The following is a 13,170-nucleotide window of genomic DNA, read 5'->3' on the forward strand; positions in this document are numbered from 1 at the left end:
GTCTCAGAAAGGACTTCTGAGACGCTTTATGCCTTATTTCAGTAGACGTACGCGGCAGGTTTTACCTTTAATCTTGCCATTTTGCAGCTGCTTCCATGCCTTATGGGCAACTGCCTGACGCACGGCCACATAAACATGCGCCGGATGAACCGCAATCTTACCGATATCCGCCCCTTCCAGACCGATATCGCCAGTTAATGCCCCTAACACATCACCCGGACGCATCTTGGCTTTTTTGCCGCCATCAATACACAGCGTCGCCATTTCGGCCTCCAGCGGCACGAGTTTAACGCTGCCCGGTGCATTCACCCAGTTCAGCGTGATCTGCAGCATTTCAGCGAGAATATTGGCGCGCTGCGCCTCTTCCGGCGCACAGAAGCTGATGGCAAGACCGCTGTTTCCTGCACGTGCGGTACGGCCAATACGGTGGACGTGGACTTCGGGATCCCATGCCAGCTCAAAGTTCACCACCAGCTCAAGGGATTTGATATCCAGACCGCGCGCCGCCACGTCTGTCGCCACCAGAACACGGGCGCTACCGTTGGCGAAACGCACCAGGGTCTGATCGCGATCGCGCTGTTCCAGATCGCCATGCAAAGATAAGGCGCTCTGCCCCGCCGCATTCAGCGCATCACACACCGCCTGACAGTCTTTTTTAGTATTACAAAACACCACGCACGACGCAGGCTGATGCTGGCTCAGCAATTTCTGCAGGAGCGGGATTTTTCCCTGCTGTGAGGTTTCAAAGAACTGCTGTTCGATGGCCGGGAGCGCGTCGACGCTGTCTATCTCGATAGTGAGCGGATTTTTCTGCACGCGACCGCTGATTGCGGCGATGGCTTCAGGCCAGGTCGCAGAGAATAGCAACGTCTGGCGATCGTCCGGCGCGAAGCGGATCACTTCATCAATGGCATCACTGAAGCCCATATCCAGCATTCTGTCCGCCTCATCCATCACCAGCGTGCTTAATGCATCCAGCGAAACGGTGCCTTTTTGCAGGTGATCCAGCAGGCGGCCAGGCGTCGCGACAATAATGTGTGGCGCATGCTGGAGCGAATCACGCTGTGCGCCGAACGGCTGTCCACCACAGAGCGTCAGGATCTTGGTATTGGGCATAAAGCGCGCCAGGCGACGCAGTTCACCCGCGACCTGGTCTGCCAGCTCGCGGGTCGGGCACAATATCAGCGACTGAGTCTGGAACAGCGACGCGTCAATATGCTGCAACAGACCAAGACCGAAAGCGGCCGTTTTCCCACTGCCGGTTTTCGCCTGCACGCGTACGTCGCGGCCCTCAAGGATAGCGGGCAGCGCGGCCGCCTGAACAGGCGTCATCGTGAGATATCCCAACTCGTTGAGGTTGTCGAGTTGGGCGGCAGGCAGAACATTCAGGGTAGAAAAAGCGGTCACAGTAGTCTCTCGTGGTGATCTTTACGGTCAGATGGCGCGTATCCTCGCAGATCTCAGGGTTCGATGCGACAATTTAATCGGTTCTTCATCCGGCGGCGGATCGGGCATCGGCTGCGGACGCGGTATGGGATCGGGCATCGGCACGGGATCGGTGGGAACAGGGTCGGACTGACGCGATTGTTGCACGAGCAGAGCGAGTAAAATGCTCATCTTTCCCTCCAGGCTTGGTTGTCGTCCCTTTTAGGGTAGACGCTGAGAAACAGGAGGCAAAAAAAAGCCGACTATTAAAGTCGGCGTCGTACGAATCAATTGTGCTATGCAGTAATTCAAAAAAAGGAAGTAAGACAATATGGAGCGCAACGCCCATCGCTTGACGTTGCATTCACCTGCGGGAGTAATATTGCACCTTGCCGGGCTGATGTTTATTGACTTCGCTCAATTAAAAGAGCGTTTTAATCTCAGCAAAAGGGCAAAAAAACGTAAATTTACAGCCATTTACTACGATGCAACCACCATGCAACACCACCAATCAAAACAACTAACATGACGCAAAACGCGGTGAAGCCGTAATGGTAAGCACCACCGGGGATCCCCCCCAGATTGACGCCAAACAGCCCTGTCAGGAAGGTACTGGGTAAGAAGACCATCGCCATCAGAGACATCGTATAGGTTCTTCTCGCCAGCGACTCCTGCATCACCTGAGCAATTTCATCCGCCATCACCGCCGTTCGCGCGATACAGGAGTCGATCTCATCGAGTCCCCTGCCGAGTCTGTCAGCTATGTCCTGCATTCTGCGGCGCTGATCGTCATTCATCCAGTTGAGTCTTTCGCTGGCCAGACGGGCATACACATCCCGCTGCGGTGTCATATAGCGACGCATCACGATCAATTGCTTACGCAATAACGCCAGAAAGCCGCGCGGCGGGATCTGTTGATCGAGCAGGTTATCTTCCAGGTCGATGATTTTATCGTGCAGCTCTTCAATAAACTCGCTCGCATGATCGGTCAGGGCGTCACAGACGTCCACCAGCCAGCTACCGCAGTCGACCGGTCCGGTTCCCTCTTTGAGATCGTTCACAATGTCGTCCAGCGCCAGGACCTTCCGTTGGCGGGTGGACACAATCAGCCCGTCGTCCATATAGACGCGCATCGCCACCAGTTGATCGGGACGTTCATCCGTACTGCCATTTATGCAGCGCAGGGTGATAAGCGTTCCGTCACCCATTCTGCTCACACGTGGGCGCAGGCTTTCTCCTGCCAGGGCGTCGCGCACATTGTTGGGCAACAACGGGGTCGTGGCCAGCCAGTCAGCACTTTCCGGATGGGTATAGTTGAGATGTAGCCAGCAGGGATGCTCTTTATCAATGACATCATTATCTTCCAGCGGCCGGGCACCGCCGCGACCGTCCAGCACCCACGCAAAAACTGCGTCAGGAACGTTAAGTTCTGATCCTTTAATGCTCTCCACTGCGCCTCCCCCCTGTTTAGCTCTTTCGATGTCAGTCTAGCTTCCGTCGGGGGTTAAGCAACAACTATGTCTCGCATGGCGCTGAAATCGCTCAGGAATTGTACATACTGTGTTTCAGGAGAAGAAAAGCCTGGCATGCCAGGCTTTGAAGTGCTGTCAGAGCGAGTGCTCGGGCCGCTGGAGGAAAGGTGCAGGGCCGGTCAACGATGACGGCGAGTGTCCCTGCTCAAGCCTGAAATTGCGTGTCCGCGTTTGCAGTTCAATCACCTGATTACGCAGGACATCAGAGGAACCATTGAGTTCCTCCGCCATCGCGACGTTACTTTGCGTGACCCGCTCCAGTTCAGACAGCGCCAGGGTGATCTGGTAAATGCCTTTCTCCTGCTCAGCGGTCGAGGTAGAAATCTCATCCATCAACCGGCTGACATTGCCGGAACCGGTCACGATTTCATGCATATTCTTTTCCGCTTCCGACACGACGCTGGCACCCTGGGTAACATTACTGCTGGTGACGTCAATCAGCGTCTTGATGTTTTTCGCGGCCTCCGCACTGCGGTGCGCCAGGTTTCTCACCTCCTCCGCGACGACGGAGAACCCTTTGCCGTGATCGCCCGCCCGCGCCGCCTCAACCGCCGCGTTAAGCGCCAGGATATTTGTCTGGAATGCAATCCCGTCGATTAGGGAGATAATTTCCGTCATCTGCTGCGCGCACTCGGTTATGGATTGCATATTGCTGGCAACCTGCTCCATCAGCTCTCCTCCCTTACGCGCCTGCAATGTCGCGACGTTTGCCTGCTCGCTCGCCAGACGGGTGTTATCGGCATTGTTTCGGGTACTTGCCGCCATCTGCTCCATACTGGCAGCGGTTTGCACCAGAGAGGCAGACTGCTGCTCGGTTTTCACCGAGAGCTGAGCGCTACGGGCAGAGAGTTGATCCGACAAGGTCATGGCGTTTTGAGATGACGCCCTGATCTCACGCACCAGCGTCGCAATGTTACTGGAAAGACTATTAATTCCGGGGATTAATCGTCCCGCGCAGTTATTGCCAAACTCAGGGATTGAGACACCAAGATTACCTGCGGTCACTTCTTCAATACTTTTTTTCACAGTATTGATCGGCGTCACAAGAAACTTCGTCATATAACTCCAGAGCAAAAACAGCGCAACGAAATTAACCAGATTAATCGAAATGAAGAGAGAGAAATTGCTGGAAAATAGAGCAACGATACCTGCATTTACCAAAAAAAGGCATAACAGGAACCAGGCAATGAAGGTCCTGACACTAATATTTCTTAGCATGATTTTACCCACAACTTATATTTTGGTCGGCATTAAGACTTATAGCATTCACTTTTACGTTTGTCCTCACCTAACGCGCTGGTTTCTCGTTTCGCCGTTACGCACCCGATATTTAGCTTAAGTCAGGTAAAAAAAGCGTATTAGTAAAAATGTGCTGCGCCGAATGCTGTGATACTGGTTCACAACCACGTTAAGCGATACCATCACCTGCGACGAGACGATTCGTTCGTCCACGTATTTAAGGCGCTTTGCTAGTGATAGTGGTCTATGTTTAGCAATGCTTAATAAGTTAAAAACGAGAATATATTTTATATTCCCGGTGAGTATAGAGTTGTTATATGACTGGTCATTTTTCACGATAAATAACTAATATGGTTTGAATGCGCATTTTCGTTGCCCGATAAAAATGTGCCGGCAGGCGAAATCGGTAACCCTCTCAGGCGTGGGATTGCATAATGCTCAATATATCGTGGGACCCTGTGTTGATTGCTGTCTCTTATCTGGTGGCGTTTATCGCCTCCTTTGTAGCTCTGGACAGCGCCGGGAAAATTCCCCTTTCCAGCCGAAAAGCGGCTTTGTTCTGGCGGATTGCCGGAGGCGTAACGCTGGGCATCGGGATCTGGTCAATGCATTTCATCGGCATGCTGTCGATGCAAATGCCCATGATGATGAGCTACGACCTCTGGATAACCCTGGCCTCACTTGGTGCGGCGGTTATAGCCTCCACAACGGCCATTAATATTGCCGTTACGGGCAAACACCTCTCCCTGTTTAGACTGACAGTCGCCACGATCATTCTCAGCGCTGGCGTGGTCTCGATGCACTATATCGGTATGGCCGCATTGATGCTGGAGGGAAGCATCCTCTGGGATCAGCGGATTGTCGGTTTGTCCGTGGTAATTGCGGTTGTCGCCTCCGGTGTGGCGTTGTGGCTGGCTTTTCGTCTCCGGGATAAGCACAAAGGGGTCTTTGTAAATCGCATTCTCGCGGCCTTAGTCATGGGTGCCGCCATCTGCGCAATGCATTATACGGGCATGAGTGCCGCGCATTTCCATGAGATGGCACGCACGCTTCCCGGCGGGATCGGCGAGCTGGGATTATCCATATGGGTTTCCGTCACCACACTCTCACTTCTTGGCGTGATGTTAATTATTTCGCTAATCGATTCGCACTGGCGCACCACCCGGCTGACTGACAATTTGCGACAACTCAATCGCCAGCTTGAGCTTCAGGCTCGCTTCGATGCCCTCACCGGGCTCGCAAACCATCATCAGATGGATATCCGAATGCAGGACTGTCTTCGCAGCGCCTTGCTGAGCAAGAGACAGTTTGCCGTGATCTTCCTGAATGTCGATCACTTCAAACGCGTGAATGATACCTGGGGCCACAGCGTGGGTGATGAGTTACTAATCACTATTGCCCAGCGCATTACGTCCCGGCTTACCCGTGAGATGACGCTGGCCAGACTGGGCGGGGATGCTTTTATCCTGCTGGTTCCCGAATGTGATGATGAAAAGCTTAATACCCTGCTCACCACCCTCCTCGCGGATATGCGCCGCCCGCTTTCACTCTGCGGTCACACGCTAAACACCACCATCAGCGCGGGGATCAGCCTCTATCCGAAAGATGGCGAAACGCTACATGAACTGAAGTTTAAGGCTGATGCAGCCTTACAACATATTAAAGAGGATGGACGTAACGGCTGGGCAATTTACCGTCCGGAGATGTCAACAACAATGCCGGCGCAACCGGGTTTTCTTCAGGCGCTTTCTCAGGCCCTGGAACGCGATCAGTTTGAGCTCTGGTATCAGCCAACCTGGCACGCGGAAGATAAGACGATCCACGGTTTTGAAGCACTTCTCCGCTGGCGTCATCCGGAGCAAGGCGTTTTGCTGCCGGGACTGTTTTTACCCACGCTGGAACAAACGGGTTTGATTATTCCGGTTGGCAACTGGGCGATTGAGGCCGCGTGTCGGCAGCTTCATTTCTGGACGGAACAGGGTTTCAGTCAGTGGACATTGTCGCTCAATTTATCCCCCGTTCAGTTCGAACAGCCGGATATCTTTCACATCGTCTCGTCGATGCTGGAAAAATATAATCTGTCTCCCTCCCGGCTGATTCTGGAGGTAACAGAGAGTACTGCGCTTAAAAACCTCGACCGCAGTATCGAGCTCCTGAACGCCTTTAACCATGCGGGTGTCACCGTCTCTATTGATGATTTTGGTACTGGCTATTCTAACCTGCTGATGTTAAGCGTTCTCCCGGCAAAAGAGCTAAAAATTGATAAGAGTTTTGTCACCTCTATGCTGGAAAACGAGAAAAGCCGTAAGCTGGTGGAAACCATTATTAATATCGCCCGGACCATGGAGATGAATGTCGTTGCTGAGGGCATTGAAACGGACGAACAGCAGGCGATACTGACCAGCCTTGGCTGTGACTATCTGCAGGGGTTCCTTTTCTCCCGCCCATTGCCTGCGGAACAGGTTCCGTGGCTGCTGCTACAGAAAAATTCAGATAAACAAATTATACCCATGAGTAAAATTCATACGGATCCCGCATTTATTTCACAAAAAAATCATGCCTGACAGGATTGAATAGCGTATGTTTCAGAGGAGTGGACGCGAGTTAATCTGACGTGATTGTCAGGCATAACATGCCGATGAACAGGAAATGCCTATGTCGCAAAATGGTTTTGATGCGCTGAATGCAATTAAAACGCCCGTGTGGCTCATATCTCCTGTTTCAGAACAGATCATTTTTGCCAATGTGGCCGCAACACAGCTGATGGGTAATAAAACACTGGATGGCTTGCGTAAAGGCACCTGTTCCGCAAGTGCGCAAAGCGTGTTGTCGATGTATGTTCCTGAACTGAAAAACGATCACGATATTGTCGAGATCTGGACGATTAGCCGTGCCGGGCAAGATACACCGTTAAGCTGCCGCCTCTCTCTCTCCCACTTCACGCCTTATGGCGATGTTATCGTTTTTGAAGGGATTTCTTCTCAGGCCCCATCAGGCCTGAAAGCCAGCCGTTCCACAACCTATCAGCGTAAAAAACAGGGTTTCTACGCCCGTTTTTTCCTGACCAACAGTGCGCCAATGCTGTTAATCGACCCTGCCCGCGACGGGCAAATTGTCGATGCAAACCTGGCCGCGCTCAGCTTTTATGGCTATTCGCATGATGAAATGTGCAATAAACACACCTGGGAGATAAATACCCTGGGGAGAGGTGTCATGCCCATTATGACGGAGATTGCCGCACTGCCCGGCGGACATAAGCCGTTTAATTTTGTTCACCGTCTTGCCGATGGCACCACCCGCCATGTCCAGACCTACGCGGGGCCCATTGAGATTTACGGTGACAAACTGATGCTGTGCATCATCCATGATATCACCGAACAAAAAAGGCTCGAACTGGAGTTGGAAAATGCGGCGTTACGTGACTCAATGACAGGCTTACTTAACCGACGCCAGTTCTACAATATTATCGATCAAACCAACCTGAGCCACCTTTCCGCGCAACAGCAATTTAGCCTGCTGCTGGTGGATACCGATCATTTTAAAAACATCAACGACCTCTTCGGCCATCTGAAAGGTGATGAGGTGCTTATCGCCCTTTCCCGCACGCTGGAAGCCTGCAGCAGGCAGGATGACCTCGTGTTTCGCTGGGGAGGGGAAGAGTTTGTCATCCTGCTGCCGCGCACCTCTCTCGACACTGCCATGAAGATTGCCGAATCCGTCCGCGCGGCGGTAACCCGTATCACCATACCCGGATTACCCCGTTTTACCGTCAGCATTGGTGTGGCAAGGCATGAACCGGAAGAGAGTATTGATGAGCTGTTTAAACGCGTAGACGACGCGCTCTATCGCGCCAAAAACGATGGACGTAATAAAGTCCTTGCGGCATGAGACTGGAGTATACAGGAAAGCGTCGTTACAATGCCCCACTTATGTAAATCACTGACAGGTGGGTAGTCGCTACAATGGGAAAGACTGAAATAATACTCACCTTAATCATTTTCATCCTTATTATATTTGGCTTGTGGTTTATTTTTAGCGGTGAGATCTGGTATTTCGTTGAATATCTGGAAAATACCCTGTACCCGACCTTCGATGCGCTGTAGTGCAATAATTCATTTGCTTATTTTGCCCGTGCTCTGACGGGCTTTTTTATTTCCGGCAATTGAGCCATACCAGGCTATATCTTAATCATCTCTATAAATAAAGGTGAGGAAAGATGAGCAAGAAAATCCTGATGTTGGTGGGCGATTACGCCGAAGATTATGAAACCATGGTCCCGTTTCAGGCATTACAGATGATTGGTCATCAGGTGGATGCCGTTTGCCCCGACAAACCGAAGGGGGACTACATCATTACGGCAATCCATGACTTCGACGGTGCCCAGACCTACAGCGAAAAGCCCGGCCACCGTTTTGTCCTCAATGCTGACTTTTCCGCCGCACGGGAGCAGGACTATGACGCACTGCTTATCCCAGGCGGCAGAGCGCCAGAATATTTGCGGTTAAATGACGATGTGCTCAAGCTGGTGCAGGCATTTGACGCGGCACGTAAGCCAATCGCCGCCGTGTGCCATGGTCCGCAACTGCTTGCTGCTGCCGGCATACTAAAAGGCCGAACCTGCAGCGCCTACCCGGCGTGTGCGCCTGAAGTGCGTCTTAGCGGTGGACACTACGCCAGTATCGGCATCGACCAGGCACATGTAGACGGTAATCTGGTCACCGCCCCCGCCTGGCCCGCTCATCCACAGTGGCTGGCGAAGTTTAGCGCTTTGCTGGAGTAACAGTGGTGCGGCCCATCAGCGGCACGCGCGGGCATAAGTAAAAACTGGCGCCAGAGTGCGCCAGTTTTCAGTGCGACAAGGTTATTCTCTCCCGTCAGTGCTTCTCAATATACATCGTCCGGCTATACGCCACGTCTTCCGGATTATTAATAGGATAGCCTTTCACCCACGGCTTAATCAGGCGGCCATTGGTGTACTGATAAATCGGCGCGATAGGCGCTTTCTCCGTGAGGATTTTTTCCGCCATGTTGTAGTCCGTATTGCGCGCTTTCGCCGTGGTTTCCAGCGTCGCCTGGTGGATAATTTTATCGTAGGCCGGGTCGTTGAAACGCGAGATGTTACCGCTGTGGGTTGAGGTCAGCAGCGAAAGGAATGTCGATGGCTCGTTGTAATCGCCCACCCAGGAGGCGCGGATCACGTCAAAGTTACCGGTATTACGGCTGTCAATGTACGTTTTCCACTCCTGGTTTTGCAGTTTGACATCCACACCGAGATTTTTCTTCCACATGGACGCCACCGCGATGGCAATCTTCTGATGATTTTCTGAAGTATTGTACAGCAGGGTCAGCTTCAGCGGACGCTGAGGGCCATACCCCGCGGCCTGCAGCAAGGTTTTCGCCTGGGCGTTCAGCTCCTGCTGCGACATCTGTTCAAATGGCGAGGCCTCCGGGGTGAACCCGGCCGTCACGTCAGGCGTGAAGTGCCATGCGGGCTTCTCTCCCGTGCCTAACACTTTTTCCGCCATAATGCGGCGATCGATGGTCATGCTCAGCGCCAGGCGAACGCGGGAATCGGCCGTTGGGCCCTTTTGCGTATTGAACGCATAGTAATACGTGCCCAGCTGAGGCGGTGTGTAAACCTGGCCCGGAATATCCTTCAGGAGCTTCTGATACATGTTTTTTGGGAACGATTCGGTAATATCAATATCACCCGCCAGATAACGTTTGGTGGCCGATGATTCCTGGTTAATCGGTACGAAAGTGACCTTTTGCAGGACGGTTTTTGCATTGTCCCAGTAGTGGGTATTGGGGACGACAACCAGTTTTTCATTCACCACGCGGTCATTCAGGACATAGGCACCATTGCCGACCAGAGATCCCGGACGGGTCCACTCTTTACCACTTTCTACGTTGGCTTTTTGCACCGGGTAGAAGGCAAAGTTAGCCGTCAGATTACTGAACCACGGCAGCGGTTTGTCCAACTGGACGCGTAATGTTCTGGCATCGACCGCCGTTACGCCAAGCGTATCGGGTGCAGCTTTACCATCAATAATGGCCTGCGCGTTGTTGATACCCGCCAGGGCAGCAAACCAGGCAAACGGAGAGGTCGTTTTCGGATCAACCAGACGCTGCCAGCTGTAGACAAAATCCTGGGCGGTGACAGGCGAACCGTCGGACCACTTCGCGTTATCGCGTAGGGTAAATGTCCAGATGCGGTTATCGTTGCTCTGCCAGCGCGTTGCCACTCCCGGCGTCAACTCCCCTTTCTCATTCTGATTCACCAGACCTTCGAAGAGATCGCGAATCACCTGAATCTCTGGCAGCCCCACCGCTTTTGCCGGATCGAGTGAAGCCGGTTCGTCTTTAATGTGTCTGACCAGCTCCTGTTTTTGCGCCAGTGCCGTACCCTGTGGCACATCCGCAGCGAAAGAGAGTGAAGAGAGTCCGCACAGGCACAGTGCGGCAAAAAGACGCGAAACAGGATGCTTCATAAGATCCCCTTTAATGAATTCAGGTAACAAGCAGATGCGTAATTATTTGTTTCGACAAAAAGAAATGCAAATAACTTACTCCCGAATAGTGATTTAAGGCAATTCTCAACCATTTCGGAAACTATTTGATTAACCGCGTGTTTTGCACAACACTGCGAGTAGTGATCTTTTTATCAGGATTTCGTATGACAACCACCCGACCGAGAGCGGAACGCGGCGCCTTTCCGCCGGGCGCTGAGCAATATGGCCGCTCATTTTTAGGCGCATCGTTGATCTGGTTCCCCGCCCCCGATGCCGACCGCGACAGCGGCTTGATTCTTGCCGGCACGCACGGTGACGAGAACTCCTCCATCGTGACGCTTTCATGCGCGCTGCGGACACTAACGCCCTCATTACGGCGTCATCACGTGATTCTGGCGGTTAACCCGGACGGCTGTCAGCTCGGTCTCCGCGCCAATGCGAGAGGCGTCGACTTAAATCGTAATTTCCCGGCAGCAAACTGGCGCGCCGGAGAAACCGTTTATCGCTGGAACAGCTCCGCCGAGGAGCGTGATGTGGTTCTGCTGACGGGAGATAAACCGGGCTCGGAGCCTGAAACCCAGGCGCTGTGCCAGCTCATCCATAAGATCCACCCTGCATGGATTGTCTCTTTCCACGATCCGCTGGCGTGTATTGAAGATCCGCGTCACTCCGAGCTGGGCGCCTGGCTGGCGAAAGCATTTTCCCTGCCACTCGTCACCAGCGTCGGCTATGAAACGCCAGGATCATTCGGTAGCTGGTGCGCCGATTTGAGCCTGCCCTGCATTACCGCTGAATTCCCGGCGATCTCGTCCGACGAAGCCAGCGAAAAGTACTTAAAAGCCATGATGGAGCTTTTACGCTGGCAGCCTCAGAGATGAAGCACGCCGCTGGTAAAATCAAGCGCGGGTGACACATCAACCGCCAGCCACGTCGGGCCATCCAGATCGGCGAAACGGACCTGATTAACCAGCGGTAGCGCCGCACCGATCGCCCGGGACGTGCAGAGCATGCAGCCCAGCATCAGCGCAAATCCCTGCGCCCGGGCCTCTTCCGCCAGGGCCAGCGCCTCTGTCAGGCCGCCGGTCTTGTCGAGCTTAATATTGACCATCTCATAGCGCCCCTGAAGGTCGCTCAAACGTTCCCGGGTATGGCAGCTTTCATCCGCGCAGACGGGCAATGGATGGATAAAATTATTCAGCGCCACATCATCTTCTGCTGGCAGAGGCTGCTCCAGCATGGCGACCCCCAGGTCGGCCAGCAGCTGACATCGTGCGGCCAGCCCTTCCGGGTGCCAGGATTCGTTGGCGTCAACAATGAGCGTGGCGGCGGGAACCGCTGAGCGAATAGCGACCATTCGCTCGCTGATCAGGCGATCGTCGAGTTTCACTTTCAATAGCGTTGCACCGGCGTCATAGAGCGCTTTTGCGCTGGCGGCCATCTGTTCCGGCTCACCGATTACCACCGTTTGCGCGGTAACCACCGATTCCGGCAGCACCACGCCCAGCAATGACGTCAGCGATGTTTGCTGTTTCGCCGCTTCCAGGTTCCAGAGCGCACAATCAATGGCGTTGCGCGCGGCCCCGGCGGGTAAACGTTGCTGGAGCGCCTCGCGAGAGAGTCCGGTTTGCAGGTCCGGAACCAGCGTCATGATATGCGCCATGACCGACGCGAGGCTTTCCCCATAGCGTGGATAAGGCGTGCATTCACCCACGCCTTTAAAACCGTCCTCTTCGATTTCAACGACCACCACGCAGGCTTCGCTTCGGCTGCCGCGAGAGATCACAAACGGGGTATGCAATGGCCAGGCTTCTTCATAGACCTTAACGCTTCTCATCACTGACTCCTTGCGGCCCGGAAAGGCGAAAAAATTGGTTTGCCGTGTTATCTGCTGATGGCATACACTAGCCCCGACGTTAACTATATGTAAACAGGAAGATATCTATGTCACAACTCGTTCATTTCCAGGGCAACCCGGTTGCTGTTGCAGGTTCCATTCCGCAGGCTGGCAGCAAAGCGCAGGCTTTTACTCTGGTGGCTAAAGATCTGTCTGACGTCACACTGGCTCAGTTTGCGGGTAAACGCAAAGTGCTGAACATTTTCCCAAGCATTGATACAGGCGTTTGCGCTGCCTCCGTGCGTAAATTCAACCAACTGGCCACCGAAATGGACAACACCGTGGTGCTGTGCATTTCCGCTGACCTGCCATTCGCCCAGTCCCGCTTCTGCGGCGCTGAAGGCCTGAGCAACGTTATCACCCTCTCCACCCTGCGTAGCCCGGATTTCCTCGAAAAATACGGTGTTAGCATCGCGGAAGGTCCACTGAAAGGTCTGGCTGCACGCGCTGTACTGGTTATTGATGAAAACGACACTGTCCTTTTCAGCGAACTGGTTAACGAAATTACGACCGAGCCGGATTACACCGCCGCACTGGACACGCTTAAAGCATAACAGTGACTTAGCAA

12 protein-coding genes are annotated in these 13,170 nt (G+C 53.3%); 6 read left to right on the forward strand and 6 right to left on the reverse strand.

The annotated features are described in order from the left end of the window. Positions 1-33 precede the first annotated feature (33 nt). The 4 genes from dbpA to ABFI50_RS20940 all read right to left on the reverse strand — a co-directional run bounded on the left by dbpA (position 34) and on the right by ABFI50_RS20940 (position 4,175). The gene (dbpA, locus tag ABFI50_RS20925; RefSeq protein ID WP_014884033.1) at positions 34-1,407 is read right to left on the reverse strand and encodes an ATP-dependent RNA helicase DbpA; all 1,374 of its coding nucleotides are present in this window, start codon (positions 1,405-1,407) and stop codon (positions 34-36) included. Positions 1,408-1,434: 27 nt separating this feature from the next. Next, positions 1,435-1,617 carry a hypothetical protein gene (locus tag ABFI50_RS20930; protein ID WP_000025608.1) on the reverse strand — a complete coding sequence of 61 codons (183 nt, stop codon included), beginning with the start codon at positions 1,615-1,617 and terminating at the stop codon, positions 1,435-1,437. Between the two features lie 275 nt (positions 1,618-1,892). Further along, positions 1,893-2,876: a zinc transporter ZntB gene (gene zntB, locus ABFI50_RS20935; RefSeq protein ID WP_014884034.1), complete on the reverse strand. Its 984-nt coding sequence runs from the start codon at positions 2,874-2,876 to the stop codon at positions 1,893-1,895. Between the two features lie 156 nt (positions 2,877-3,032). Then, positions 3,033-4,175: a methyl-accepting chemotaxis protein gene (locus ABFI50_RS20940; RefSeq protein WP_023338360.1), complete on the reverse strand. Its 1,143-nt coding sequence runs from the start codon at positions 4,173-4,175 to the stop codon at positions 3,033-3,035. A 455-nt stretch (positions 4,176-4,630) separates the two neighbouring features. Between ABFI50_RS20940 and ABFI50_RS20945 the strand changes: the two genes are divergently transcribed. The 4 genes from ABFI50_RS20945 to ABFI50_RS20960 all read left to right on the forward strand — a co-directional run bounded on the left by ABFI50_RS20945 (position 4,631) and on the right by ABFI50_RS20960 (position 8,976). Further along, positions 4,631-6,760 carry an EAL domain-containing protein gene (locus ABFI50_RS20945; protein ID WP_347484994.1) on the forward strand — a complete coding sequence of 710 codons (2,130 nt, stop codon included), beginning with the start codon at positions 4,631-4,633 and terminating at the stop codon, positions 6,758-6,760. Positions 6,761-6,851: 91 nt separating this feature from the next. After that, complete coding sequence (locus ABFI50_RS20950; RefSeq protein ID WP_023330521.1) at positions 6,852-8,084, forward strand: sensor domain-containing diguanylate cyclase; 1,233 nt, start codon at positions 6,852-6,854, stop codon at positions 8,082-8,084. Positions 8,085-8,158: 74 nt separating this feature from the next. After that, positions 8,159-8,299, forward strand: coding sequence for an Ecr family regulatory small membrane protein (locus tag ABFI50_RS20955; RefSeq protein WP_014884038.1), 141 nt, complete (start codon positions 8,159-8,161; stop codon positions 8,297-8,299). Positions 8,300-8,412: 113 nt separating this feature from the next. Then, positions 8,413-8,976, forward strand: coding sequence for a DJ-1/PfpI family protein (locus ABFI50_RS20960; RefSeq protein ID WP_014884039.1), 564 nt, complete (start codon positions 8,413-8,415; stop codon positions 8,974-8,976). A gap of 94 nt (positions 8,977-9,070) precedes the next feature. Here ABFI50_RS20960 and ABFI50_RS20965 read toward each other — a convergent pair whose 3' ends face one another. After that, a complete protein-coding gene (locus tag ABFI50_RS20965) occupies positions 9,071-10,687 on the reverse strand; it encodes a peptide ABC transporter substrate-binding protein (protein ID WP_014884040.1) in 1,617 nt (538 codons plus the stop codon). Positions 10,688-10,872: 185 nt separating this feature from the next. Between ABFI50_RS20965 and mpaA the strand changes: the two genes are divergently transcribed. After that, positions 10,873-11,586: a murein tripeptide amidase MpaA gene (mpaA, locus tag ABFI50_RS20970; RefSeq protein WP_014884041.1), complete on the forward strand. Its 714-nt coding sequence runs from the start codon at positions 10,873-10,875 to the stop codon at positions 11,584-11,586. On the opposite strand, the gene ycjG is transcribed toward mpaA, so the two are convergent. Beyond that, entirely contained in the window at positions 11,577-12,542 is a 966-nt protein-coding gene (ycjG, locus tag ABFI50_RS20975) for an L-Ala-D/L-Glu epimerase (RefSeq protein WP_088126694.1), read from the reverse strand. The two genes, mpaA and ycjG, sit on opposite strands and share 10 nt — an antisense overlap. Positions 12,543-12,649: 107 nt before the next feature. Here ycjG and tpx point away from each other — a divergent pair, with 107 nt between their 5' ends. Next, on the forward strand, positions 12,650-13,156 hold the full coding sequence (gene tpx / locus ABFI50_RS20980) for a thiol peroxidase (protein ID WP_045135272.1): 507 nt from the start codon (positions 12,650-12,652) through the stop codon (positions 13,154-13,156). Positions 13,157-13,170 lie beyond the last annotated feature (14 nt).

Origin of the sequence: Enterobacter sp. HNDS-6 (genome assembly GCF_039850505.1) — a bacterium.
Lineage (GTDB): Bacteria > Pseudomonadota > Gammaproteobacteria > Enterobacterales > Enterobacteriaceae > Enterobacter > Enterobacter kobei.